Source organism: Acidovorax sp. JHL-9 (assembly GCF_000426205.1).
Lineage (GTDB): Bacteria > Pseudomonadota > Gammaproteobacteria > Burkholderiales > Burkholderiaceae_C > Acidovorax > Acidovorax soli.
In genome coordinates, this window is sequence record NZ_AUEX01000032.1 from 1 (window position 1) to 25,552 (window position 25,552).

At 62.6% G+C, this 25,552-nt stretch carries 25 protein-coding genes and 1 pseudogene; 5 read left to right on the forward strand and 21 right to left on the reverse strand.

Annotated elements, in window-relative coordinates:
- Positions 1-113 precede the first annotated feature (113 nt).
- From tnpA to K225_RS0116610, 5 genes and pseudogenes are all read right to left on the reverse strand, one after another.
- Positions 114-545, reverse strand: coding sequence for an IS200/IS605 family transposase (gene tnpA / locus K225_RS0116590; protein ID WP_026437438.1), 432 nt, complete (start codon positions 543-545; stop codon positions 114-116).
- 110 nt (positions 546-655) lie between these two features.
- A pseudogene (locus K225_RS21055) lies at positions 656-1,069 on the reverse strand (recombinase family protein); the annotation flags it as partial.
- A gap of 60 nt (positions 1,070-1,129) precedes the next feature.
- The gene (locus tag K225_RS0116600; protein ID WP_003465063.1) at positions 1,130-2,347 is read right to left on the reverse strand and encodes a TniQ family protein; all 1,218 of its coding nucleotides are present in this window, start codon (positions 2,345-2,347) and stop codon (positions 1,130-1,132) included.
- Positions 2,344-3,252: a TniB family NTP-binding protein gene (locus K225_RS0116605; protein ID WP_003465065.1), complete on the reverse strand. Its 909-nt coding sequence runs from the start codon at positions 3,250-3,252 to the stop codon at positions 2,344-2,346. Before K225_RS0116605 ends, K225_RS0116600 begins: the two co-directional genes overlap by 4 nt.
- A gap of 2 nt (positions 3,253-3,254) precedes the next feature.
- Positions 3,255-4,934 (reverse strand): DDE-type integrase/transposase/recombinase, encoded by a 1,680-nt coding sequence (locus tag K225_RS0116610; protein ID WP_003465068.1) that lies wholly within the window; start codon positions 4,932-4,934, stop codon positions 3,255-3,257.
- Between the two features lie 204 nt (positions 4,935-5,138).
- Between K225_RS0116610 and K225_RS0116615 the strand changes: the two genes are divergently transcribed.
- A complete protein-coding gene (locus tag K225_RS0116615) occupies positions 5,139-8,105 on the forward strand; it encodes a Tn3-like element ISPa38 family transposase (RefSeq protein ID WP_003100881.1) in 2,967 nt (988 codons plus the stop codon).
- A 6-nt stretch (positions 8,106-8,111) separates the two neighbouring features.
- Here the strand turns inward: K225_RS0116615 and trbB are convergent, their stop codons facing one another.
- The 6 genes from trbB to K225_RS0116645 form a co-directional block, all read right to left on the reverse strand.
- Positions 8,112-9,161: a P-type conjugative transfer ATPase TrbB gene (gene trbB, locus K225_RS0116620; RefSeq protein WP_026437439.1), complete on the reverse strand. Its 1,050-nt coding sequence runs from the start codon at positions 9,159-9,161 to the stop codon at positions 8,112-8,114.
- Positions 9,158-9,622, reverse strand: coding sequence for a ribbon-helix-helix protein, CopG family (locus K225_RS0116625; protein WP_026437440.1), 465 nt, complete (start codon positions 9,620-9,622; stop codon positions 9,158-9,160). Before K225_RS0116625 ends, trbB begins: the two co-directional genes overlap by 4 nt.
- Positions 9,619-11,613 (reverse strand): conjugal transfer protein TraG, encoded by a 1,995-nt coding sequence (locus K225_RS0116630; RefSeq protein ID WP_026437441.1) that lies wholly within the window; start codon positions 11,611-11,613, stop codon positions 9,619-9,621. The genes K225_RS0116625 and K225_RS0116630 overlap by 4 nt, the downstream gene beginning before the upstream one ends.
- A gap of 220 nt (positions 11,614-11,833) precedes the next feature.
- A complete protein-coding gene (locus K225_RS0116635; protein ID WP_026437442.1) occupies positions 11,834-12,082 on the reverse strand; it encodes an EexN family lipoprotein in 249 nt (82 codons plus the stop codon).
- Positions 12,079-13,023: a LysR substrate-binding domain-containing protein gene (locus K225_RS0116640; RefSeq protein WP_026437443.1), complete on the reverse strand. Its 945-nt coding sequence runs from the start codon at positions 13,021-13,023 to the stop codon at positions 12,079-12,081. The genes K225_RS0116635 and K225_RS0116640 overlap by 4 nt, the downstream gene beginning before the upstream one ends.
- 91 nt (positions 13,024-13,114) lie before the next feature.
- The gene (locus tag K225_RS0116645; RefSeq protein ID WP_238323260.1) at positions 13,115-14,605 is read right to left on the reverse strand and encodes an MFS transporter; all 1,491 of its coding nucleotides are present in this window, start codon (positions 14,603-14,605) and stop codon (positions 13,115-13,117) included.
- 174 nt (positions 14,606-14,779) lie between these two features.
- On the opposite strand from K225_RS0116645, the gene K225_RS0116650 reads away from it, so the two are divergent.
- Together K225_RS0116650 and K225_RS0116655 are read left to right on the forward strand one after the other, a co-directional pair.
- Positions 14,780-15,421 carry a glutathione S-transferase family protein gene (locus tag K225_RS0116650; protein WP_026437445.1) on the forward strand — a complete coding sequence of 214 codons (642 nt, stop codon included), beginning with the start codon at positions 14,780-14,782 and terminating at the stop codon, positions 15,419-15,421.
- 17 nt (positions 15,422-15,438) lie between these two features.
- On the forward strand, positions 15,439-16,143 hold the full coding sequence (locus K225_RS0116655) for a GNAT family N-acetyltransferase (RefSeq protein WP_026437446.1): 705 nt from the start codon (positions 15,439-15,441) through the stop codon (positions 16,141-16,143).
- On the opposite strand, the gene K225_RS21060 is transcribed toward K225_RS0116655, so the two are convergent.
- The 3 genes from K225_RS21060 to fabF are packed head-to-tail and all read right to left on the reverse strand — an operon-like array spanning position 16,108 to position 18,660.
- A complete protein-coding gene (locus K225_RS21060) occupies positions 16,108-16,776 on the reverse strand; it encodes a DUF1638 domain-containing protein (protein WP_051249032.1) in 669 nt (222 codons plus the stop codon). The two genes, K225_RS0116655 and K225_RS21060, sit on opposite strands and share 36 nt — an antisense overlap.
- Positions 16,763-17,386, reverse strand: a complete 624-nt coding sequence (locus K225_RS0116665; RefSeq protein WP_026437447.1) for an SIS domain-containing protein — start codon at positions 17,384-17,386, stop codon at positions 16,763-16,765. Before K225_RS0116665 ends, K225_RS21060 begins: the two co-directional genes overlap by 14 nt.
- 8 nt (positions 17,387-17,394) lie before the next feature.
- Positions 17,395-18,660, reverse strand: a complete 1,266-nt coding sequence (gene fabF, locus K225_RS0116670; protein ID WP_026437448.1) for a beta-ketoacyl-ACP synthase II — start codon at positions 18,658-18,660, stop codon at positions 17,395-17,397.
- A 305-nt stretch (positions 18,661-18,965) separates the two neighbouring features.
- Here fabF and K225_RS0116675 point away from each other — a divergent pair, with 305 nt between their 5' ends.
- A complete protein-coding gene (locus K225_RS0116675) occupies positions 18,966-19,538 on the forward strand; it encodes a TetR/AcrR family transcriptional regulator (RefSeq protein ID WP_026437449.1) in 573 nt (190 codons plus the stop codon).
- Between the two features lie 123 nt (positions 19,539-19,661).
- On the opposite strand, the gene K225_RS0116680 is transcribed toward K225_RS0116675, so the two are convergent.
- The 5 genes from K225_RS0116680 to parA form a co-directional block, all read right to left on the reverse strand.
- Entirely contained in the window at positions 19,662-21,626 is a 1,965-nt protein-coding gene (locus K225_RS0116680; protein ID WP_026437450.1) for a relaxase/mobilization nuclease and DUF3363 domain-containing protein, read from the reverse strand.
- A gap of 448 nt (positions 21,627-22,074) precedes the next feature.
- Positions 22,075-22,662: a S26 family signal peptidase gene (locus tag K225_RS0116685; protein ID WP_026437451.1), complete on the reverse strand. Its 588-nt coding sequence runs from the start codon at positions 22,660-22,662 to the stop codon at positions 22,075-22,077.
- Positions 22,659-23,204: a DUF2840 domain-containing protein gene (locus K225_RS0116690; protein ID WP_026437452.1), complete on the reverse strand. Its 546-nt coding sequence runs from the start codon at positions 23,202-23,204 to the stop codon at positions 22,659-22,661. The genes K225_RS0116685 and K225_RS0116690 overlap by 4 nt, the downstream gene beginning before the upstream one ends.
- Positions 23,201-23,452 carry a hypothetical protein gene (locus tag K225_RS0116695; RefSeq protein WP_034713130.1) on the reverse strand — a complete coding sequence of 84 codons (252 nt, stop codon included), beginning with the start codon at positions 23,450-23,452 and terminating at the stop codon, positions 23,201-23,203. Before K225_RS0116695 ends, K225_RS0116690 begins: the two co-directional genes overlap by 4 nt.
- Positions 23,449-24,087, reverse strand: coding sequence for a ParA family partition ATPase (gene parA / locus K225_RS0116700; protein WP_019718174.1), 639 nt, complete (start codon positions 24,085-24,087; stop codon positions 23,449-23,451). Before parA ends, K225_RS0116695 begins: the two co-directional genes overlap by 4 nt.
- On the opposite strand from parA, the gene K225_RS22730 reads away from it, so the two are divergent.
- A complete protein-coding gene (locus K225_RS22730) occupies positions 24,086-24,214 on the forward strand; it encodes a hypothetical protein (protein WP_255346481.1) in 129 nt (42 codons plus the stop codon). The two genes, parA and K225_RS22730, sit on opposite strands and share 2 nt — an antisense overlap.
- A 162-nt stretch (positions 24,215-24,376) precedes the next feature.
- Here K225_RS22730 and K225_RS0116710 read toward each other — a convergent pair whose 3' ends face one another.
- Together K225_RS0116710 and K225_RS0116715 are read right to left on the reverse strand one after the other, a co-directional pair.
- Entirely contained in the window at positions 24,377-25,150 is a 774-nt protein-coding gene (locus K225_RS0116710; protein ID WP_238323261.1) for a replication initiator protein A, read from the reverse strand.
- 86 nt (positions 25,151-25,236) lie between these two features.
- On the reverse strand, positions 25,237-25,518 hold the full coding sequence (locus tag K225_RS0116715) for an AlpA family transcriptional regulator (protein ID WP_026437455.1): 282 nt from the start codon (positions 25,516-25,518) through the stop codon (positions 25,237-25,239).
- Positions 25,519-25,552: the final 34 nt, after the last annotated feature.

The window sequence follows — 25,552 nt, forward strand, 5'->3', positions numbered from 1 at the left end:
GGGTAACCATCCCCCGGCAAAGCCGGGGGCATTCGGGATGTGAGCCGCTCAAAGCGGCTGTAAGGGGTCGCTAACGCGGCCCCTCATTCTTGGGGCCACCTATCGGTGGCTACTCACCTCCATAGACCGAGTTGGTCCAACCTCTCGTCTTCCTTCTCCTGGTTTCGGATGTACTCCCGTATCACCGCTTCGTCGCGTCCCACCGTCGAGACGAAGTACCCTCGCGCCCAGAAGTGCTGACCCACGAAGTTGCGCTTTCGCTCTCCGTACACCCGCGCAAGGTGGATTGCGCTCTTGCCTTTGATAAAGCCCACCACCTGCGACACCGAGTACTTCGGTGGGATCGACAGCATCATGTGCACGTGATCGGGCATCAGATGCCCCTCTTCAACCCTGCATTCCTTTTGCGCGGCCAACTTTCTGAATACCTCACCCAGGTGTTCGCGTAGCTGCTTGTACAGCGTTCGCCTTCGACACTTGGGGATGAAGACCACGTGATATTTGCAATCCCAGGCCGTGTGACTCAAACTTTCATACTTGTCCATCGTGTTTCTTCCTTTCGTTTGCTTGGCGGCTCACGATTGAAAGTCTCTACGGTGGACAACCTCCTGAAAAGTCAAACTTCTACTGCCTCCCCGGCAGAGCCGGGGGGCCTCCTTTTGGTAGCTAGGCCGGCAATCGTGCGCTCCGCGATCAACTCGCGCTCGAACTCGGCCAGGGCGGCGAAGATGCCAAAGACCAGCTTGCCGGCGGCGGTCGTGGTGTCGATGGCCGCGCCGTGCCCGGTTAATACCTTCAAGCCGATGCCGCGCCCAGTCAGGTCGTGCACGGTGTTGATGAGATGTCGCAGGTCGCGTCCGAGCCGATCCAGTTTCCACACGACCAGTGTGTCGCCAGTTCGCAACGCCTTCAGGCAGCTCGTCAAGCCGGGCCGATCCTCGCGCATGCCGGATGCCTGGTCCTCGTAAAGATGTACTGGATCGACCCCGGCGGCAATCAGCGCGTCGCGCTGCAAATCGGTAGCCTGGGAGCCGTCCGCCTTCGATACCCGCATGTAGCCTATCAGCATGTCGTACCTGTCACATATACGTTCGATTATGTGACAGTGTGAGCCAGAAAGTTCTCGCCGTCAAAAACTGTCACTTAACCCGTCATTTAGTCTAAGACCTGCAAACGGCCATTCAGGCTCGTAATGTGACAAAAACTCCGGCGGGATGCCCTCCTTGGTGAACGTGGCGCGCAAACGTTCCAGGGATTCGGGGTCGCGTCGCCCGTAGGACGCCAGTGTGAACAGCAAGCGGGCCGTCTCCGGGTTGTGTCGCGCTTCAATGATGGCCTCATCGATGGCCTGGGCTGCTCGTTGCCAGTGGTTGATGGGTTCCGGCTTCGGCACCTTCGCCGGCAGGCCGTTGGTGAAACCAGTGTGCGGCTCCGTCTGAAACAGCGCGGCCTGTTCCCCGCGCGGGATCAGCGCCTTTGACTCGATCAGCGTGATGGCGGTGGCCGCCGCCTCCAGCATCTGCCACTGCACCGCCGGGGCCAGAATCTCGTAGGGACGCCACAGACTCTGCCCGGCGCGCAGCGGATGGCCGCAGCGCTCCCAGACATGGCGGATGCTCGCCGAGCAACTGCCGCAGTGCGAGAGCGGCGTGTTCAGCTCATCAAGCAGGGTGCGCAGCAGCCGGAACCACAAGCCGGCGTGGACACGCCGACGCGGCAGCTCCACAAAACCCGTCGTCAGCGCCTGCCAGGTGCGCCGGTCCATGCAGGCGATTGCGTCATCGGCAGGGCGCGGCGCAGCATCGGCGATTTCCCACTGAAGATACCGGCCGGGCATGCCCCAGTAGGACTCCAGCCAGCAGCCATGCTGCGGGCAGCTCAGCATCAAGGGGAGCTGCCAGACGAGTAGCACAGCTTGATTCGTTGGATCGTTCAGACACTGCGGACACGCCCGGCGAATCGTCTGGCTCGGTAGCCAGGCACGCCAGCGAGTGATGGACCGCACCTTGCGGGTGCGCTTGGGCAGGAGCACCGCGCATTGGAATGTATAGGTTTCCAAGGCTGCTGGTACCGAATCGTCGAGACTGTCGAGCAGCCACGGCACCCAGCCTGCAAGACTCATGCTGCGCAACCGCTCCAGCTCGACGCCACTGCGCTGGCAGAGCGCCGTCAGCAACGACAAGGATGGTGCGGTATCCAGGTCATCAAGTTGGCTGTGACCAAGATCGTGGGCCAGCAGCTCGTGCACGTCCATCTGGTAGCAGGCGGCGACCCGGTTGAGCCATGAGGACAGGGCTTCGCCTTCCTTGGGTGCCGGATGCAGCGGCCAGCGCGGCGCGGACTTCACATCAGTTCCCGCTCGAACTGTCGCCGCCGCTCACTGGGGCCGATGTAGTCGGCCATGCTGAGCGTGCGGTGGTTGATCGCTTCCTCGCCACTCTCCACGGCGGCGACGGCCGCCGCCACCAGCAGATGTGCAAGCTCGCCGATGGTGCCTTCGCTCCGGGTGAGCAGGTAGCGGGCCATGTCCAGCGTGGCAATCGGGGATGGCCGCCGTAGCGGGAGTGACGCCGCGAAGCTGGCCAGCAGCGAGCAGCAGTCCTCATTGGCCTCCCACGGCGGCAGCAGCATCGGCTCGAAGCGGTTTTCCAACTGATCGTCCGAACGGATGGCCAGGTACGCCTCGCGCGTGCCGACCCCGACCAGGGGGATACGCAGCTCGTTGCCGAGGAAGCGCAGCAGGTTGAGGAACTCGCGCCGGTTAACGCTGTTGCCAGCCAGTACATTGTGCAGTTCGTCGATCACCAGCATGCGCACGCCGACCTTGCGCAGCAGGGCCAGCGCCAGTTGCTCCATTTCCGGCAGCCGTGGGCGCGGGCGCAGCGGCGCGCCCATCGCAGCCAGCAGCGCGACATAGAAGCGGATCACCGATGGCTCTGACGGCATCTGCACGACCAGCACCGGGATATGTTCTTGGTCAGCGTCGGTGCCGACCGGGTGCGCCCGCCGGAATTTCTCGACGATCATCGACTTGCCGTTGTTGGTGGGGCCGACCAGCAGCAGGTTTGGCATGCGTTGCTTGTTCGGCCACGCATACAGAGTTTCCAGCCGGTTCAGCGCCTCGACCGCGCGCGGGTAGCCGATCCAGCGGTCGGCGCGAATGCGCTGGATGCGCTCGTCTGCCGGCAGCCTGGCCAAACCCTGTGCCGCTGGCAGCAGGTGGGACAGGTCAATGACGGGATATTCGTCCACGGCTACCACTCCTCGATCTGATCGAACGGTTTGGCCGGCGGCAGGTTGTCTGCCTGCGGGTCAGCCATGTCCACATCCGGCGGTATGGGCTTGGCCGGTGGCTCCGACGTCTTGAGGTGCTGGCGGCGATCAGCGTCGCGCCGCGCCTTGCGCGTGGCCTTCTGGGCGGTGGTCACGATCTCGCGCATCTGCCCGATCATGCGGAACAGCGCCGACTCGTCCACCTGCTCGCGCCCGAGCTGACGCAATTTGGCCAGCGCCTGGCGTTGTTCCCAGAGGGTGACGGCCGGATGGGACAAGGTGCGGTAGTGGATCTCCAGATAGTGCTGACCTTCCGGTTCCAGTACCCAGATGCGGCTGATGTCGCGCGGATCGCGCCGGATCAGGAAGGCGGGCAAGCGCTCGCGCCGGGCAATCCACGGCTTGAGGGCGTCGGCGTAGTAGTGGATGTGGTCGATGACAAAGCCGGTGCGGGTCAGGGTGCGGCGGATCACCGGCAGGAAATCGACCAAAAACGCGGTGGGGCGGGTAACGACGGCCGGGACGCCAACGCGCTCCACGGCCTCGGCCCAGCGCGCGGCCGGCGGCTGGAGCAGGCCGTTGTGCACGGAGCCGTGATAGGTGCCTACCGCCAACGCGAGCCAGCGCTCCAGCTCGCGCAGCGTCAGGGTGGCCATCTTCTCGGAATCGTACTCGCCGCGCTGGCCGGGATTGGAGAAGGTCGTCCCCGGTAATTCGTCGTGGATCATCTGCATCGCCGTGCCGATGATCCGTTCCACGATGCCGCCGTAGTGCGGCTGGCCTGGTGGGCGATAGTCCAGCCGGATGCCATGCTGTTCGCAGCCACGGCGCAGCGCTTCGCTTTTGAACTCGGCCGCGTTGTCCAGATAGAGCAGCCTGGGCTTGCCGCTCATCGGCCAGTCCATTTCCACATTCAGCCCTTCCAGCCAGGGCCGCTTGTCGCAGGCGGCATGCGCGAGGCATAGGCCGACCGAGACGGCGGACGGCGCTTCCAGCGTGACCACCATGCCGAGTACGCAGCGCGTGAACACGTCGATGGCGAGGGTCAAATATGGGCGGCCAATCGGTTGCCGGTCGCGCTCGTCGACCACGATCAGGTCGATGACGGTGTGGTCGATCTGCACCTGTTCCAGCGGCATGGTGACTTCGGGCGGAATGCCACCCGCGCCTTGCAAGGGACGGGCAGCGTCCTGCCCGCCCCGGCTGCGGGCTATTTTCGCCGGGTGTAGTCCGGCAATCCGCTGGGCCACGGTGTTGCGCGCCGGCACCGGCAGCTTCTGGGTTTTGCACGCCTGCGCGACTTCGCGGTGGAACGCCGCCAGGCTGCGTTTCTGCTTGGTCAGGAAGCGCTTTTGCAGCAGCTCGCGGATGATGCGCTCGACCGGTTCCGGCAAGCGCCCCTTGCCTTTGCCGCCGCCGGATCGGCCGGGCGTCAGGTCTGTTACCAGGCCAGTACCCTGCCGGGCGCGACGGATCAGGACATATACCTGTCGCCGGGACAGGCCCAGCGCTTGGGCTGCCTCATCGGCGGCTTCATGCCCGACCACCTCAAGCGCTGCCAGTGGCCCGATGATTTCCGTCCGGTGCCGGGCTTGCGCCCATGCCTCGTCGGGCAGGGTGGCCACGCCTTGCGCGGCAATCGGTGGAGTGTCTGATGTCATGCCCAAACCTCGCTTTGGTGCACACGAGTATTGAGCATAGTCGAGATTGGTGCAGACGACTCCTGATATTGGGCTGTCAGGAGCCGTATGCACACCAGGCGTTACATCCAGTCAGATGGTGCGGTCGTCTTCTGAAAACGACACCGCGCCGGTTGCCTTGGCGGGCTTGTCACAAACCTACGTTTTCAAGAAGAAGGAAACCGCATGCCCCGCCGTTCGATCCTCTCCGCCGCCGAGCGCGAAAGCCTGCTGGCGTTGCCGGACACCAAGGATGAGTTGATCCGTCACTACACGTTCAGCGAAAGCGACCTCTCCATCATCCGGCAGCGGCGCGGCCCGGCCAATCGGCTGGGCTTCGCGGTGCAGCTCTGCTACCTGCGCTTTCCCGGCGTCATCCTTGGCGCTGATGAGCCACCGTTCCCGCCATTGCTGAGACTGGTCGCCAACCAGCTCAAGGTCGGCATCGAAAGCTGGGACGAGTACGGGCAGCGTGAGCAGACCCGACGCGAGCACCTGGTCGAGCTGCAAACGGTGTTCGGCTTCCAGCCGTTCACGATTGGCCACTACCGGCAGGCTGTCCAGTTGCTGACCGAGCTGGCCATGCAAACCGACAAGGGCATCGTGCTGGCCAGAGCCTTGATCGAGCACCTGCGGCGGCAGTCGGTCATTGTGCCCGCCCTCAACGCCGTCGAGCGGGCGAGCGCCGAAGCGATTACCCGCGCCAACCGGCGTCTCTACGACGCCTTGGCTGAGCCGCTGACGGACGTGCATCGCCGTCGCCTCGACGATCTGCTCAAGCGCCGCGACAACGGCAAGACGACGTGGCTGGCCTGGCTGCGGCAATCCCCGGTCAAACCGAACTCGCGGCACATGCTGGAACACATCGAACGCCTCAAGGCGTGGCAGGCGCTCGACCTGCCCTCCGGCATCGAGCGGCTGGTTCACCAGAACCGGCTGCTCAAGATCGCCCGCGAGGGCGGCCAGATGACGCCCGCCGACCTGGCGAAGTTCGAGCCGCAGCGGCGTTACGCGACCCTGGTGGCGCTCGCCATCGAGGGCATGGCCACCGTCACCGACGAAATCATCGACCTGCATGACCGCATCCTGGGCAAGCTGTTCAATGCCGCCAAGAACAAGCATCAGCAGCAGTTCCAGGCATCCGGCAAGGCGATCAATGCCAAGGTGCGGCTGTTCGGGCGCATCGGCCAGGCGCTGATCGAGGCCAAGCAAGCGGGCCGCGATCCGTTCGCCGCCATCGAGGCCGTCATGTCCTGGGATGCTTTCGCCGAGAGCGTCACCGAAGCGCAGCGGCTCGCGCAACCCGAGGACTTCGATTTCCTGCACCGCATCGGCGAGAGCTACGCCACGCTGCGCCGCTACGCGCCGGAATTTCTCGACGTGCTCAAGTTGCGGGCCGCGCCCGCCGCCAAGGACGTACTCGACGCCATCGAGGTGCTGCGCAGCATGAACAGCGACAACGCCCGCAAGGTGCCCACCGACGCGCCGACCGAGTTCATCAAGCCGCGCTGGCAGAAGCTGGTGATGACCGACACCGGCATCGACCGGCGCTACTACGAACTGTGCGCGCTGTCGGAGCTGAAGAACGCGCTGCGCTCCGGCGACATCTGGGTGCAAGGCTCGCGCCAGTTCAAGGACTTCGAGGACTACCTGGTGCCGCCCGCGAAATTCGCCAGCCTCAAGCAGGCCAGCGAATTGCCGCTGGCCGTGGCCACCGATTGCGACCAGTACCTGCATGACCGGCTGACGCTGCTGGAAACGCAGCTCGCCACCGTCAACCGCATGGCGCTGGCCAACGAGCTGCCGGACGCCATCATCACGGAGTCGGGCCTGAAGATCACGCCGCTCGATGCGGCGGTGCCCGATACCGCACAGGCCCTGATCGACCAGACGGCGATGATCCTACCGCACGTCAAGATCACCGAATTGCTGCTGGAGGTAGACGAATGGACGGGCTTCACCCGGCACTTCGCCCACCTGAAGTCAGGCGACCTGGCCAAGGACAAAAACCTGTTGCTGACCACGATCCTCGCCGACGCGATCAACCTGGGCCTGACCAAGATGGCGGAATCGTGCCCCGGCACGACCTACGCCAAGCTGGCCTGGCTGCAAGCCTGGCACATCCGCGACGAAACCTACGGGGCGGCACTGGCCGAGCTGGTCAACGCGCAGTTCCGACATCCCTTCGCCGAGCATTGGGGCGACGGCACCACGTCATCGTCGGACGGCCAGAACTTCCGCACCGGCAGCAAGGCCGAGAGCACCGGCCACATCAATCCGAAATACGGCAGCAGCCCAGGGCGGACGTTCTACACCCATATCTCCGACCAGTACGCGCCGTTCCACACCAAGGTCGTGAACGTCGGCGTGCGCGACTCGACCTACGTGCTCGACGGCCTGCTGTATCACGAATCCGACCTGCGGATCGAGGAGCACTACACCGACACGGCAGGGTTCACGGACCACGTCTTCGCGTTGATGCACCTGCTGGGCTTCCGCTTCGCCCCGCGCATTCGTGACCTGGGCGACACCAAGCTCTACATCCCGAAGGGCGATGCCACCTACGAGGCGTTGAAACCGATGATCGGCGGCACGCTCAACATCAAGCACGTCCGCGCCCATTGGGATGAAATCCTGCGGATGGCCACCTCGATCAAGCAGGGCACGGCGACGGCCTCGCTGATGCTCAGGAAGCTTGGCAGCTACCCGCGCCAGAACGGCCTGGCCGTCGCCCTGCGTGAGCTGGGACGCATCGAGCGCACACTGTTCATCCTGGACTGGCTGCAAAGCGTCGAGCTGCGCCGCCGCGTGCATGCCGGGCTGAACAAAGGCGAGGCGCGCAACGCGCTGGCCCGCGCCGTGTTCTTCAACCGCCTGGGGGAAATCCGCGACCGCAGCTTCGAGCAGCAGCGCTACCGGGCCAGCGGCCTCAACCTGGTGACGGCGGCCATCGTGCTATGGAACACGGTCTATCTGGAGCGGGCCGCGAACGCCTTGCGTGGCCACGGTCAAGCCGTCGATGACGGCCTGTTGCAGTACCTGTCGCCGCTCGGCTGGGAGCACATCAACCTGACCGGCGATTACCTCTGGCGCAGCAGCGCCAAGATCGGCGCGGGCAAGTTCAGGCCGCTACGGCCGCTGCAACCGGCTTAGCGTGCTTTATTTTCCGTTTTCTGAGACGACCCCAAGGTGGTCAGGGGATGGGGAAGAAAGCGGCAGCTCTGGAAGCGGGGGCTCCAGCGCATCCGCGAGGCGATAGCCCACGCCGTCGAAGCCAAGGACGCGGGCAATGCTCTCGATGCGGCGGCGCCGGCCACGGCCGGCGATGTGGATGACGACGTTGACGGCCTCGGCGACGAGCGCCCGCGGCGGGTTCACAGCCACTTCGAGAATCAGTTGCTCCAGGCGCAGCAGCGCGCCCAGCGCGGAGCCGGCATGGATGGTGGCGATGCCGCCGGGATGACCTGTGCCCCACACCTTGATGAGATCCAACGCCTCGCCGCCGCGCACTTCGCCGACGATCACGCGATCGGGGCGCAGCCGCATCGTGGCGCGTACCAGTTCGGTCATCGACACGACGCCGGCACGCGTGCGCAGCGGCACGTGGTCGCGCGCCATGCATTGCAGTTCGATGGTGTCTTCGAGCACCAACACGCGGTCGCCGGTGGCGGCGATCTCCGCGAGCAAGGCATTGGCGAGCGTGGTTTTGCCGGTGCTGGTGCCACCGGCGATCAGGATGTTCTGGCGCTCGCGTACCGCGCTGCGCAGGAACTCGGCCTGCTCGACGGTCATCATTCCGTCGGTGACGTAGCGATCCAACGGGATCACGCCGACGGCGCGCTTGCGCAGCGCGAAGGCCGGCCCCGGCGCGGCCGGCGGCAGGATGCCCTCGAAGCGCTCGCCGGTTTCCGGCAATTCGGCGCTCAAGAGCGGCTGACCGCGATGGACTTCCGCGCCGACATGCGCGGCGACCAAACGAATGATGCGTTCGCCGTCTTCCTCGGACAGTTCTGCGCCCAGCGGCGCGCGGCCCGAGGACAGGCGATCGACCCAGAGTGTGCGGTCGGGGTTGAGCATGATCTCCACCACGTCCGGGTCTTCCAGCGCGGCGGCGATCAGCGGCCCCATCGCGGTTCGCAACATGCGGATGCGCCGGTCGAGCGAGGTGGTGGCGAAGGACTGCCCGACAGTCGAGGGAATGGCACTCATGAGGCACGCTCCTGGGCTTCGGCCAGTGCCGCCGTATCGTCCAGGTGAGCGGTGTCGGGATGCAGCTCTTCAACTACGTCGCGCACCAAGCTGCGCCCGCGCATCAGATGGCGGCCGAGTTGTTCGACGAACTGCTCGAAGCGTGCCTTGCCCTGCGCGCGGGCGGCTTCCTGATGGGCTTCGGGAACCGGCGTGCTAACCGTCAAGAAGTAGCGGACGAACAGCGCCAGCGTTTCTATCTCGATGTTCTGGTCGCGCTCCAGCCTCTCGAACTGGCGCGACAGTCGATCCAGCCGCTTTGCAATGGCCGCCTCACGCTGGTCGCCCGCATCCGGCGACAGCCAGGACGCCAGCGCCGCCGCGACGATGGACGACTTGGACACGCCTTTTTTGGCGGCCAGCTCGTCCAAGCGCTTGGCGTGCTCGTGCGGAATGAACAGGTTGAGGCGGTATTGGCTCATAGCTCGATTCCGTCGTGTTGGTCGAGGGACGCCAGCCGGGCCGTGCGCTGCATGGCCGGGTCAAGCTGACGAGGAAGGGGTAACGGCAAGTCGTCGTCATCGAGCAGCGCCAGGTCGTTGATCGCTGGCTCTTGGTCGGGGAGGTATTCGGTGACCTCGGATAGCTCTGGCTGCCGACGCGGCCCGCCGTCGTCGGTAGCGGCTGTGCTGTCGTTCAAGTCCGCCGATGCGGCAGGTACGACAGGGATAGCCAAGCCGCTCCAGTCGTCAGGACGGAGCGGCGGCGCATCGGCGTAGCGCCCGGCTGCGAGCGTGGGCGGCGGCAGCACACGGCGCTTGAAATTGGTGTCGGCGTAGTAGCGCAGCTTCTTCGCCTTGATCGGCGCCAAGCTGGACACCATCACCACGGCATCGTCCGGCGGAAGTTGCATCACTTCGCCGGGAGTCAGCAGCGGGCGCGCCGTTTCCTGCCGCGACACCATCAGGTGCCCCAGCCAGGGCGCCAGCCGATGGCCGGCGTAGTTGCGCTGTGCGCGCAGCTCGGTGGCCGTGCCGAGCGTTTCGGAGATGCGCTTGGCGGTGCGTTCGTCGTTGGTGGCGAACGTCACGCGCACATGGCAGTTGTCGAGGATCGAATGGTTCTGGCCGTAGGCCTTGTCGATCTGGTTGAGCGACTGAGCGATGAGGAAGCTGCGGATACCGTAGCCGGCCATGAACGCCAGCGCGGTCTCGAAGAAGTCGAGCCGGCCCAACGCAGGAAACTCGTCGAGCATCAGCAGCAGCTTGTGGCGACGGGCGATGCCGTCGCTGCCATCAAGTGATTCGGTCAGTCGGCGACCGATCTGGTTGAGGATCAGGCGCACCAGCGGCTTCGTGCGGCTGATGTCCGAAGGCGGCACCACCAGATACAGCGACACAGGTGATTCGGACGCGATCAGATCGGCGATGCGCCAGTCGCAGCGCGACGTGACTTCGGCCACTGTGGGATCGCGGTACAGGCCGAGAAACGACATGGCCGTGGACAGCACACCCGACCGCTCGTTGTCCGACTTGTTCAAAACCTCGCGCGCAGCCGATGCGACGACGGGATGCGGGGCATCGCCCAGATGCTTTGTCGTCATCATCCGGTGCAGCGTCAGCTCGAACGGACACGCCGGATCGGACAGGAAGTTGGCGACGCCGCGCAGTGTCTTGTCGGTTCCCGCATAGAGCACGTGCAGAATGGCGCCGACTAGAAGTGCGTGCGAAGTTTTCTCCCAGTGGTTGCGGCGCTCCAGCGCGCCTTCGGGATCAACCAGGATGTCGGCGATGTTCTGTACATCGCGTACTTCATGCGCGCCGCGCCGGACTTCCAGCAGAGGGTTGTAGGCCGCTGACTTCGGATCGGTGGGATTGAACAGCAGGCAGTGCGAGAAGCGCGAGCGCCAGCCGGCGGTGATCTGCCAGTTCTCGCCCTTGATGTCGTGAATGACGGCGGACGCTGGCCAGCTCAACAGTGTAGGAACCACCAGGCCGACGCCCTTGCCGGATCGCGTAGGTGCGAAGGTCAGGACGTGCTCCGGACCTTCGTGCCGCAGGTATTGGTCGTCATGCCGACCAAGGAAGACGCCTGCAGACTGTGTTAGTCCCGCCTTGCGAATATCAACGGCGTCGGCCCAGCGCGCCGAGCCGTAAGTCGTCACCAGTTTCGATTGCCGCGAGCGCCACACGGACATGGCGATGGCGACTACGACAGCCACCAGGCCGCTGCCGCCCGCAATCGCGCCGCCGATATCGAAGACCCGGGGCGCATAGGCATCGAAGACGAACCACCACTCGAACAACCGCCAGGGGTGATAGACCGGCGTACCGAAGAAATCGAACCAGGGCGAGCCTAGGCGTAGCTGATAACCCAGTGCAGCGGCTGTCCACTGTGTGGCGATCCACACACCGGCGATAACGATGCCAAAGACGACACCGACCTGCCCGAACAACACGCCTTGACCTTGCATCCTGGCCTCCGATTTCTCCTGAACGACATGCGGCACAAAAACGTGCCGTAGCCGTGAGATTCGGGCTAGGTCAAGAGGCGGTCAAAGACCGTTATCGGAAGAACTATCGAGAAAAAAGCAAGATTTCGCGCCGTAGCGAATTGAGGAAAAATGCCGCAAGTAATGGCGCGTTGCGGCGTATCTAGTTAGGAATCCGAAGTTTTGTGCGAATGGGCAACGATCAGAACTTCGGTGTTTCTTTCGGCGGGTTGTAGGGCGTCTTACCATCCCCAAGGAAGCGCCGATTCGTCGCCTCGGCCACACGATTGCAGAGTTCGTCGCCCAGCTTGGCGCGATCTGTTTTGCACTGCTCGCGCAGCTCCTTCAGCCGCTCGGGATTGGCCGCCAGCGACTCCACCGTTTCGGTCGGCCCAGACTTTCCGCAGGCAGTTAGCGCGGCAACGAGAAGAAACAGCATGGTCCTGTTCATGGTTCGCGTTCCTCAGAAGAATCGAGAGCGGACACTGCGGTAGATGTCTTCGCCGCAGGGGGTTTGAGGGAACTTGTCCTCTCGATGAAACGAGCCAGTACATCCGAAGGCTCGATGTCCCGGCGCAGCAGATAAGTCGTGAGCATTGATGTGCGGCCAGCCAGGGGCCGCGCGACCACGCCCTGCTCGCGGCTGTTGACGATCTGCGAACCACCGGCCAGACCCAAGGCGAGGCCAGCCGCCACCACTGACATCATCAGATCACAAGATGCTACTCGTTCGGCAATCAGCGGCTCTTGATCGATTCGCCGCAGCACCCGTTCAATCTGCCGCGCATAGCCTTCGCACGCTTGAGGATCCACAAGTACCAGCGGATGGCGCAGCACTTCCTCTAGTGGGACGCGCTTGTATGCCAACAGAGGATGTCGAGCAGGCACTGCCACCATGAACGGATCTTCCAGGACGGCCTCGGCAATGAGGCCATCGCCAACATCATTCGATCGAGCAAAACCCAAGTCGTACAGGTCGTCGCGCAGCCCTTTGATCTGCTGCGCCAACGGAATCTCGAATAGACGTATTTCGATATTCGGCTCTTCTTCGCGGCACAATGCCAAGAAGGTCGAGAAGCGCGATGGCGGTATGCCGTCGGAAAGGGCAACCCGCAACTGGCTGTGAAAGCCGTTAGCGGCAGCCTTCACGCTGTCGCGTGCCTGCTGCAACGCGGTGAAGACACGCGGAACGTGATCCATAAACAGCTGTCCGGCGCGAGTCAACCGGGTACTGCGGGTAGTTCGCACGAAAAGCTGAACGCCCAGTTCTTCTTCCAGTTCTTTGATTGCCCTTGACAGAGGCGACTGTTCAATGTGTAGCCGTTCAGCCGCGCGAGCAAAATGGAGTTCTTCGGCAACGGCTATAAAACATCGTAGGTGTCGAAGTTCCATGGAAGACTCTTTGTCCATTCGCACAACCGCAGCAAGACCATCATCACTCTAGATGCCTGCCATCAAGTCTTGTTCCGCGGGCGATTGCTATCTACTCCATCGCGGCAACCGCCGATTCGTGCCCGCCCACCGCAGGCGCGGTGTCTGCTCTACGCACGAGTACATACGTCAAAATTCCGGCCGTCGCCGCAGTAATTGCAGCTAGGGCGCTCGCTGCGGCAAAGCCGCTAACGAACGACTTGGTGGCAGCCGCTTGCACCGGCTCATGCAGTGACGTCGGGAGTTGAATCATCAAGCTACCAAAGTCGCCTGCCGCAACGCGCTTTGCGAAGGAGGCCGCGAGATTTGGGTCCAATCCCAACGACAAGCTCGAAGCAATGAAGTGACGAGAGACCTCCTTCGATAGCAGAGCCCCTAGACTCACAACGCCCAATAGAAGGCCAACGAATCGAACCGTAGCAGTCAGGCCGGACCCCATTCCTGCGCGCTGCGCCGGCACTGCTCCTTGCATCACCTTTGCGGTCTCGCCATTGAGCAAACCAGCACCTGCTCCGGCGACGAGCATGCCGATAACGAGAAAGGCGTAGGATGCTTCGGACGCTGCCAATGTCGACAGGAGAACGTCGCCGAATACGCTCACGACCAAACCTAAAGTTAGCAGCGTTCGCCCGGAATAGCGCCCTGCGAGGCGAGCTCCAAGCAGCGGCGTGAGGAACATGGGCAGCGCAAACGGCAACATTGCAAAGCCGGCGGACGAGGGGGCCAGTCCGTAGGCAATCTGAAGGAATAGCGGTAGGAAGAAGACCAGCACCTGCGCACCGGCGGCATATCCCAGCATCGCAAAGGTCGCCCCCAGGAATGTCCGGTTTCGGAAGAGAGAAAAGTCAACCATAGGCCGCTTTTGCCGAACTTCGACGACCGCAAACGCTATGAAGAGCAAGGCGGCGCCCACCAGGCGCCAGATGATTACAGTCGTTGCCCAGCCAACGTTGTTGCCATCGATGAGCGCCCAAATCAGTAGAAAGAGCGCGCAACTGAAAGTGAGAATTCCTGCAATATCGAGGCTCTTCGCATCTGGATCACGAGATTCATCGATTATTTTGGCGGCGGCAATGAACAGGATGAAACCGACCGGAAGATTGATAAGAAACGCCCACCTCCATCCTAACCAGTCCGTGATGACGCCTCCCACGATGGGACCGCTTGTGATGGCGATTCCAAGGCACGTTCCCCAGAACGCGTAGGCTTTGGCACGATCCACACCGACGAAGGCGTGATTGATAACGGCGAGGGCAGAGGTCAAGAGCAAACTTCCTCCGATGCCTTGCAGCGCGCGGGCCCAGTTTAAGACGTGCGCTGATGTAGCAAAGCCGCATAACGCAGAGGCAATGATGAATATCCCCAAGCCAATCAACATTGCCCGCTTTCTGCCGTGACGATCTGCGTAAGAGCCTGCGGCGAGCAATAGCGCGGCAAAGGTCAGGATATATGCGCTGACCACCCATTCGATGTCAGTGAAGGTCGCATTGAGTGATCGAGCGATCGTTGGGAGTGCTACGGCCACGATGTTCGAGTCGAGCATGATCAATGACGAAATCAGAGACGCAGTCAACAGGAGCAGCGTCTTGGATTTGCTCCCATGGTGGATTCCTGTCCTAGGCATGACGGTTTAGTCCTCTCAGACTAATGATGTTGATTGACATCTTTTTATGATGTCGTATAACATCTAAACCGTCAAGTAGAAAAGCGACCACACATGCTCGGTGAACGTCTTGCCCCCATTGACCTGTACGGCGCTCGAACAGGGAACTGCCTACGTGTAGCTATAGCTCTTGAGGAGGCGGGATTACCCTATCGCCCTGTCCGACTGGACCTGCGGCGAGGAGAGCATCGGACAGCTGAGTTCCTGGCGCTCAACCCAGATGGCAAAGTGCCGGTGATTGTCGACCGCGTTGATGGCGACGAAGTCCTTGTACTTACGCAGTCCAACGCCATCCTGTTCTATGTCGCCGAGGCTGCTTCAGAAACCTTGTTTCCTGTCGGTGGCACGCGTCGACGTGTCGTCGCTTATGAGCGGTTCTTTTATTTTCTGACGGATGTGATCGCCCCCAGCCACGCCGCATTCCAACTCCGGGCAAGTGGCGTGAAGGACAGTTCGCCGCAAGCACTCGACCTCCGTGCGATGAAAGCCCTCTCCGTTGCAGAGCGATTCGTAAAGACATCCGAGTTTATCGCTGGGGAGACATTTACGTTGGCCGACATTGCAGCGATCACCATCGCCTTCGCTGTTGAGCGCCACATCGATTGGAGCGAGCTTCCGCAATTGCGGCGGTGGTATCAAGCCGTCATGGCACGGCCCTCCGTCATTCGAGGATTCGCTGCCTTCGGAACGCGATAACAAAAAGGAAGTCAGTTATGCAGAATTCACACCCCCTCGACGACTTCATCTGGAAGTCACTGACCAGCTGCCATCAGCATCTAGCCGCGGGGGACGCGCTCGCGCTACGTTACCCAGCGCCGATAGGCCCCTTCGCCGTGCTTGGCGGCAACTCTCCCGCGAATTGGAAAGCGCTTGCAGATCTAGTGCTGGCAGGTGATCACGCCGCGCTCGTCACGCTTCAGGAACTTGAGCCCCCATCCGGATTGAATGTAATTCAACGTGGTCTTATCAATCAGATGGTGCTATCGACAGCACCTTCCGACAGCTCAGTGGCGAAAGCATCGCGCCTCGGTGTCGCCGATGTGCCCGACATGCTCGAGTTGGTAGCAATGACGCGTCCCGGCCCGTTCGGAACTCGTACCCATGAGATGGGCGAGTACTACGGCATTCGTGTTGGCGGCAAACTGGTTGCCATGGCGGGCGAACGAATGCGTCTGCCCGACTACACCGAAGTCAGCGCTGTGTGTGTGCATCCTGACTATCGTGGTCATCGGTATGCGGAAACATTAGTGAACCTCGTCGGGAAGAGAGTAGTTGCTCGTGGCGAGACGCCGTTCCTTCATGTCTTCAGCGACAACACGGGTGCCATTAAGCTCTATGAGAAGCTCGGATACGTTCTGCGGCGGCAATTTCATCTCGTCGTGTTAGCTCGCGCTGGCGATGGGGATGCGGTGAGTTAGAAAGCTATCAATACCCTGAAGGCCGGTAGTCCGCATTTCAAATCGCAATTCCAGCCTTTCGGCAGCCAAACGCGCCTTTTTCTCCAGCACGGGATCAGGAATCTGAGCGAGATACAGTGCCCGGGTGAAGTTCCCGAAGTAGTCGGGGAGTAATTCTGGATACAGATCCAGGCCCAGATTGCGGATAATGAACTGATCAAAATGACGCACCAGGAAATCAGTCAGATAGAAGGTTCCACCTTCTGCCTCGTGCAATGCTTTGAACTGCTCAACACCAGCGAAGAACGCATAACAGTGGTCGCCTTCAATACGTGCGACCCCTTCCTCCTCAAGAACTTCGTCCAGTTTCCCACCCGTTCCGCAGTCTCCATACAGACATAGGATTTCGTCATAGGAAGATCGGTTCTCTTTGATCTTCTGCCTCATACCTTCCGGTATTTTTTGCGGGGTCATATGCCACGACGCCGGGAGACAGGTGACATCGATATCCGTCAATTGATTCATGCGTGTCACTTCCAGCAGCTCTCGGGCTACGGCTCCGCATGCAATGACAAGCGTCTTCTTCTTGCGTGGTTTGCGGCCTCGCTCTGGAGGATTCGAGGATTCGGCGTGGGCGGTGTTATGTGTGTGCATTCTTGGAGACTCCTGCCACGTTGTCTTCGCGAGCTTTGGCCCCAAGGTATCCCCCGTGATGACGAAGCCCATAGTCGTGGCGAGAGAAGCCTTTTCTCTCCATGAGAATGAGTGCGATCGCATCCCCGATCGCGGACATCACTGCGATGCTTGCGGTCGGTGTGAGGCCCAATAGGCAAGGCTCTTCAATGAGTCCCATATCGATGACGTTATCGCTCAGGCGGCGCATTTCGGACTCGGGATGGGATGTGATGCCAATGATCGGACCACAATCCAGGTGGCGGGCAAGCTCGATCAACTCCAGAACTTCCCGCGTCTTGCCGCTAGTCGAGAAGGCCACGATGCAGTCGTTCGGAGAGATTAGGCCTAGATCGCCATGCGCAGCCTCGCCTGGATGAAGGTAGGTCGCCGGCGTGCCGGTGGAACAAAGCGTAGCGGCAAATTTCTTGGCCACGAACCCGGCTTTCCCCATTCCAGTCGTGACGATCTTTCCCTGACATTCGAACAGGGTGTCAATGGAATTATCGAAAGAAACATTTAGATTGACGGCTGTTATGGCCGCCGCTTCCGCGGCTAGGATGGCCTTCGCCCTGGTTATCCATTGAGACATTGTTTTCCTTAGCTCAGCTTCCGCAGAAGAATGGACGCATTCACGCCACCGAATCCGAAGCCATTAGATATGGCGTACTCGGACGCAATGGGGTGAGCGGAACCACCAATGATGTCGAGCCCTTCGGCTGCGATGTCCCGGTTTTCCAGATTAAGTGTGGGCGGAGCGATCTGATCTCGTAAGGCCAATGCCGTGAAGATCGCTTCCGTCGCGCCGGCTGCTCCGAGAAGATGGCCCGTGGACGATTTCGTTGCGCTGATCGCGGTGCGGTAATGATCGCCAAAGACTGCCTTAATGGCCGAGATCTCGCCCCTATCACCAACCTGAGTTGAAGTCGCATGAGCGTTGAGATGGCGAACTTCGTCTGGCGGTATGTTGGCTTGTTCTAGGGCGATCTCCATCGCTCGTCTCGCCCCACGACCATCCTCAGGCCCGGATGTTATGTGATAGGCATCGGAGGTCGTCCCATAGCCGACGACCTCCGCGATTGGGCGGGCGCCCCGTGCACGCGCGTGATCCAGATCCTCGATCACGAGCATGCCAGCTCCTTCGCTCATGACGAATCCATCCCGTGCGGAGTCAAACGGCCTTGAGGACTTCGACGGTTGATCATAGTTAGCGGTAGATAAAGCTCGCGCGGCCGCGAATCCGCCTAGGCTGACCTCATTGATACAGGCTTCCGCGCCGCCGCAAAGCGCAATGTCGGCCTCGTTGGCGCGGATGAGCCTGGCGGCGTCACCGATAGCCTGGACGCTGGCCGCGCATGCTGTGACCGGGGCCCCTGACGGTCCGGTAAAGCCGTACTTGATTGAGACTTGGCCCGCCGCCAGGTTGATCAGAAACGAGGGAATGGTGAAAGGAGAGAGTTTCCCCGGGCCCCGCTGGCGAACCGTATCCACAGCGCTCGTAATCGCATGAAACCCTCCGATTGCGGAGGCGACGATAGTGGCGGTTCGAGCGCGGTCGCGCTCTGAGGTGGGACGCCACCCGGCTTGGCCAATAGCCTCTTCCGCCGCGGCTAACGCGAACACGATGAAACGGTCCATTCTGCGCAAATCCCGTTCCATAACGAAAAGTACAGGGTCGAACCCAGCCGCCGGGTCGTCATCAACACCCGGTACTTGTCCGGCTACCTTGACTGATAGGTTATTGGACAGAGCTGTAGGCAGCCAACTCAATCCTGACTTTGCCGCGAGGAGGCGAGTCCAGACGGATTCCAATCCAACCCCCAAAGGCGTAACCAAGCCCATCCCTGTGATCACAACTCTACGCATATGAAGTGCTCTCAAGATCGGCGCCATTGACGGCGCCCTATGAATCCACAGCTCATCAGTGAGCATGGCTTCCTGCAAAATTAGATGTTACTCAACATCTTTACACGTGCAATGATGCCATGTAACATCTAAGAGCGCAAACTATTCCATGCGAGAGGCGCTACGCATGCTGTGACGTTCGCGCAGCAGCGGGGCTGTCACAACCCGTCTTCTAGTGCGGGCGAACCTTGCTATGGGCAGGCAGGAGCGGCATGAACGGATTCGATCCTGTTGAACACTGTTTACCTTGAGGGCATTGCTGCACGATGAGAAAGTCGAGAGAAGAAACTGTTGCTACCCGCGCACGGATCGTTGAAGCCGCTTCCAGTGAATTTCGCCGCAATGGCATTGATGGAACCGGACTAGACGATCTGATGGCTGCAGCGGGGTTGACCCGGGGCGGCTTCTATCGGCATTTCGAGTCGAAGAACCAACTCGTCGCCGAAGCGTGTTCGGTCGCTGCGCAGCGGCAAATTGACGGCATCTCGCTGGCACTGCGAGGAAAGCGCCGCTCATCTGGCCTGCGTAGTGTCGCCAACTTCTACCTGGATCAATCTCGCCGAGATGATCCGACCATCAGTTGCCCGCTCGCGATGCTTGGGAGCGAGCTTGCTAGATGTGATAGCGCGACACGCTCTTCTGCAACAGATAGTTTTTCCAAGCTGGTAGATATCATTTTCTCCCAGATCGATTCGGAGGACTCCGAAAAGGCACGCAGTAAAGCTGTCGTCATCGCCACCACACTTATCGGCGCTCTTACGGTCGCTCACTTCATCAACGACTCGTCCCTCTCGGATCAAGTCCTTGAAACAGTCAAGCAAGCCTGTGCCTCCGCGTAATGTCTGCTTTCAGTTGACGCTGACAGTTGGCTTGCCGCCGCCGGGCACAAAGCAGGCGCCGCGTCACGTGTGCTAATGCGCACTGACGCTAGGGCTAAGAGCCTAGCACTGGAGCGCTAGGGTTCACCGGTTGTTGTCATGCCCTCGTTGTCGTCCGATGTCCCAAGACGCTCCTCCGCCGCGGACCGTCGCGGCGAGCTGTTGTCCCAACCGCTGTTCGATCACTGGCTTCCAGGGCACCAGCGAGAACCCCATGCCGTCATCGAGCATCGCATAGCGCCCGCTGGCAAGCATGACGCTACGCCGGTAGATGCCGGCCACGCGCTGGCCATCAGCCACTGGCCGATGCTCCAGCCCGGTTTCGTCGGCAATGTCCTTCGCGGCCTGTGCCAGCTCTCGACCGCGCAGCGTTGCCAGCAGGTTGCGCGCGAGGACGACGCGCTGCCCGCGATGCTCGGCCAACCCCTGTTCGGCCAGAAAATCGGCGCGCTCGCGTAGGGCGTCCTTGACCTCTGCCCCAAAGCCCAGGTCGCCCAGTCCCTTGCCGCCACCGATCAACTGCTGGTCGAGCCAGGTGGCGCCGATCATGCGGGCCTGCCGCTCGATCGGCAGATGCGATTTCAGTTCCACCGCTACGCCACCTCCCAGGCGCTGCGCGTCGTATTGGCGACCACGCTCGGTCAAGTCATCGGGGACGCGCCAGACGCCTTCGGCCTCCCGCTCCACGATGCCGGCGCGGCGCAGGGCTTCGAGCCGGCGCACGTGTGCAGCGACCACTTCGCGCGGGTCGCGGTCGGGCGTTGCCTGACCTTGGGCGACGGCCAAGTGATGATCGGTGCGATACACGCCATCGACGGCCAACGCGGCGATGTTGCGGTCGGCGGGGCGCATGTCGGCCGAGCCTTTCACTTCCACCACGGCGCCAGTCGGGTACTGCTCCAGCTCCGACCGAGGCGGCAGCGCGACGTAGTGCGCCTTGCCGTCCATGCCGTCGACAATCAGATAGCCCTTGTCGTATAGCTCGTCGGCCAGCCCCTTACCGGCGACGCGGCCGACAATTGCGCGGCCATCCTCGCCGGGTTGGAACACGGCAAGCTCGCGCAGCTTGCCGCTCATGGCCCGCTGCATCGTGCGGATGATGTCGCCGCGCTCGCCCATCGCCCGCAACGTCGGCTCGGCTTCGGCATGGACAGCCCACGCGCCGGGCTGCTGCTCGGTCGTCAACCCCATGCGCTGCAAGCGTTGCAGCCGGCCCATCAGCATTTGCCGCTGCCGTTGCAGCCGGGGTTCGGCGAAGCGTTCGGTGCGCACCAGGCCATCATTGCCGGCCTCGCGCTGCAAGGTGCGATCCAGACCTGTCCATCGCTCCTGATCGACTTCGCGCAGCATGGCGCGCTGCATTTCTAACTCGGTGCGCGGCCCCAGCCATTCGGTCGCCAGTTCCGATGCCCGATGACGCATTCCCTCGGCGATGTAGTCGCGGGAAATGATGAGGTCCTTGCCGGTGTCGTCCTTGCCGCGCAGGACGACGTGCGTATGCGGGTTGTCCGTGTTCCAGTGATCGACTGCTACCCACTCCAGGCGCGTGCCCAGATCGGCCTCAATGCGCGCCATCAGATGCCGGGTGTAGGTGCGCAGGTCTTCAAGCTGTTCGGCATCCTCCGGCGAGACGATGAAACGGAACTGGTGCCGATCCTCTCGCCCGCGTTCCTCGAAGGCGGCGGTATCTGCCGCGTCGGTCGTCGGGCCGTAGGCGTGGCCCGGCCCGCCCTGGCGATCGACGCCTTCGCGCTCAATGTAGCGCAGGTGCGAAGCGGTCGAGCGCGGCCCGGCCTTCGCCAGATTCACCAGCCGAGCTTTGATCGTCACGCGCCGCGCGTTGGCCGTCAGCGAACGCCCAGCAAAGCGGGCCGCGACATGGCCGCGCCCTAAGCGGGAACCGGGCCGTTGACCGACCTTGCCAGCCGCCTTGCCGAGCCTCACCCCGGCCTTGCTGGTTTGGCGCAGCACCTTGTTGATGAAGGCGTCGCCGCGCTGCTTCGGCGCACCAGGGCGGACGCGGAAACGGTCATCGTCGCGACTGCTCATGGGGCGTCCCCATCCAAGACCATCGCAGTCGGGCGTGCGAAGCACGCGCTTTCGCCAATGCCGATGCGGCATTGCGCACCTTCGCGGCACGCTGCCGCTCCTTGGCGCGTGCCGCGCCACCCCCACGTGCAGACAGGGTTTTCAAGCGGCCCAGTGCCGCGACCTTTTATCTTGCCTTCCGCCTTTGCCCTTCGCTTTCGCTCTGGGCCTCGGCGTCCCGGCGGCGCTGCGCTGCCTGCAGCCAGCCCGCCGGCGAACGCGGCCACAGCCACAAGCCGGGCGCGTTCGAGGCAAGACGCCTGCACATGGGAAGGTGGCGCCGGATGTTGCGCGAAGTGCGGCGCGAATGCGCACGCACTGCACGCGCGACGACACCGTGACGACCAGCGGAACGACATACCGGATGGCACGATGAGATGCACGGGAACGTGCAGCGAATCGACGGCCATCATGGGCGTGTCTCCAGCCAGACCGGATGCGCAAGACCGATCACCGTAGAAGCCGCAATCGGCCCAAAGTAGCGGCTGTCGAACGACGCCGGATTGGTCACGCTCAACAGGAACAGTTCGCCAGATGCAAGACGGCGGCACTGCTGCCAGGATGGCAGCGGTCGGCCCAGTCGGTCGGCCGGCAGCACGGCGGCCGCAGGCACGCCGTCGATGCGAACGATACCGCCAGCGATGCATACCTCCTGCGGTGATACGGCGCCCACTCGCTTGAGCAGCGGAACGCGCGTCGGTAGATAGCCGCGCTGCGCAGCGAGTGCGGCGGCTTCGGTCGGCAGTGGTACAAGGACGATGCTGTCCACGGACAACGGACGTGGCAGCGAGGCGGCCCGATGGCTGAACGGTTCGATGCGATACCAGCCGACCGCCACACTGTCGGACGGGTTGTAGGTCAGGCGCGGCAGCGGCGACACGAATGCGGCCCAGGCCAGCGCAGCGATGCCGGCAGCGGCGAAGCCCGTCAGCGCGATGCGAGCTCGCAGGCGCGAACGAGGGTGCGGTGCGATGCTGGATGTGGAAAGCGTCGTCATGGCAATGTCCTCCCGGCCAGCCAAGCCGCATGTCGCTCGGCGGTGTATTCGGGTAGTGGCAAGCGCGCAGCGAGCCGGTTGCCGAGCGTGCGCCAGTACGCGGGTGACACGTCGGCTGGCGCAATGCTCAGTGCCTCGATGGCGTCGAGCTGCGCAAACACAGCGCGGACGGCAGGTTCGCCTTCGGCGTGCAGCAGCAACCGCGCGCCGGGCAGCACGCCGGGGATGCGCTGCGCCGCATCCAGCGACGTGCAAGCCTGCATCACCATGAGTTCCCAACGGATCGTGCCGTAGTCATTGGCCTGCCACCGGATGCGGCAAAACACGGCCCCCGACAGGAACACCGCGACACGGCGCCAGTGGTCAAGCCGGACGATGCGTGACGGTTCGCCGAAGCGCAGATAGAGGTCGATGCGCCGTTCGACGTAGGCGAGCGACACGCGGGTCAACGGCACGGTGCCGGCCCGTCTGGCGAGCATCGCGAGCGAAGACGGATTTGTGTTGGTCGTGGCGGCCGTGACCGTCGAAGGTTGTACGTTCATTGGGAGTTCTCCGGAAACTCGCGTTCCAGCAGTGCGCGCAGCAGTTCGGCCACCGTCACGCCACGCGTGAAGGCGGACACCTTGATGCGCGCCCGCATGGCGGGCGTGATGTCGAGGGTCAGGCGCGCGGTGTAGAGGTCGCCCTTTTGCAAAGCGTCGGCGTCGCCCTGGCGAATCCACGCCTCAGCGTGGGGATTCGCTGGCGGACGTGCGCCGATGCCGATGCGTTTGCCGCGCGTATTCTTCATGTCGGCCACCGCAGCAGTTCGTCGGTGAGTGCGGCGATCTCACGCGCAGCGGCGCTCTCGGGCGCCGTCTCGCGTGCGAGCCGTCCGGCAGCCACGCTATCGGCGAAGACGATGCGTTGATGCACTTCCGAGCGCAGTGCTGGCAGCGGTTGTTCGGCCAGCGACTGCCGCGCCTCCCGGCCGATGATGGTGGTGCTGACGCGCCGGTTGATGACGAAGGCCGCGCGCAGCGCAGGTCGGAACACTTGCGCTTCGCGTATCAACGCCACCATCTCGGCGCTGGCCCACAGGTCGTAGGGACTGGGCTGCACCGGGATCAGCACGCGCTCGGCCGCCAGCAGCGCGGAGCGCGCCAAGGCGGCGATACGAGGTGGTCCGTCAATGATGACGTGATCGGCCCGCCTGGCGAGTTCTGGGGCCTCCTGGTGCAGCGTTTCGCGTGCCAGGCCCACGGCGCTAAACAGCCTGGGCAGACCTTGCTGACTTCTGCGCTGTGTCCAGTCCAGCGATGAGCCCTGCGGATCGGCATCTAGCAGGATGACCGATTGCCCGCGCATCGCCAGTTCGCCCGCGATGTGCGTGGCGAGCGTGGTCTTGCCCACGCCGCCTTTCTGATTGAGCAAGGCAACGATCATGGCGCGGCCCTCCGATCTGGAAAGCCAGCCTGTTTTTGCCCTGAAAACCGGGGTTGTTTTTGCTTTCGGAGTTGCTTTGGTTTTTGCGTTTCGGCAGTTGTCCACCGAAACGGCGCGCTTCTACTAAAAGTTAGAGAATTTAAGTTAGGTAAGTTAAGGGGCATCGAAACCCGCGCCGTTATTGGCTTTGCGGGCGATTCGTACTCCTGATAGCACGATAGCCGTACTCCCGATAGCACGATACCCGTTACTCCTGATAGCACGAGCCCGTCCACAAGTTGTCCCGCAGTTATCCCCGTGCCGTGAACGGCACGGGTCGGAAGGTCAATAACTCCGTCCGGTCGCCCGGCATTCGTTCGATGCCCAGGACGTAGCCTGGCAGTGATTGCCGCCCCACCAAAACGCGCAGGTCGTAGGCGAAATCCGAAAACCGCGAGCTGCTGCCAGACTTGCGATACAGATGTTGGAAGTCGAACTGCCAGCCAGCCTCCTGTCGACCGCCATGCTTGCGCACCAGCCGATACAGCCATCGCTCGATGCCGCCCGTGAGTCGGAAGTACGCCGGGTCGATGGTGAGCACCAGCGCCGCGTCGAGCACGCCCGCATAGAACCAGTCCGGCAGAATCAGCTCGATGCCCAGCGGCGTGCCGCGGGCGTCGGTCAACTCTTTCCACTCGTTGATCCAAGAAAAGCGGTGCAGCCGTCGTCCGGTTGTCTCTCGGATGGACGTGGCCACAGTGGTCGACTGCAAGCGATCCAGCGCAGCCTTGAGGCGTTGGTAGTCGTGCAGCGACGTTCCGCGCCCAATGAAGCGCAGGATCTCGTAGGGCGTTGCTTGCATCAGGCGCGACGGGCGAATGCCCGCATCGCGCGCTTCCACGATTTGCGATGCTGCCCAGATCAGGATGTCCGCATCCCAGATGGTGGCGATGCCGTGCTCCATTGTCCCTTCCACGCGGATCGTGACGTTGCCGCTGCGGAAGTCGATCGGCGCGGTGCGCCGCGATTTCGCCAGCGAGAAAAACGGAAAGGCCATCAGGTCCTGGCTGTCGCGCGGCGCCATGTCGCCCGGCAAGGCGCGGAACAGATCGAGCTGTTCCCGCTCCCGCGATGGGTTGGACAGGGTGATGGCCACCGGCGAGCCACCGATCAGCGCCCACGGCTGTCGGCCGAGTGGTGCTCGGCGTATTCCGGGTCGGACGTGGTTTCATAGCTGCGCTGGTCGGCCCAGGCATCGAGGTCGGCCACCGCGTACATGACGCGCCGGCCGAACTTGCGGAACTTCGGCCCGTTGCCGATCACGCGCTGTTTTTCCAGCGTGCGCGGCGAGAGACGCAGGTAGTCGGCAGCCTCGTCGTTAGTGAGATAGCGCTGGGGCTGCGCGGGCGTGGCGACGGCAGCGGCGGCAGGTCGTAAGGGAGCGGGTCGCATGGTGAGAACCTCCATCGGTCAGAAACGCCCGGCC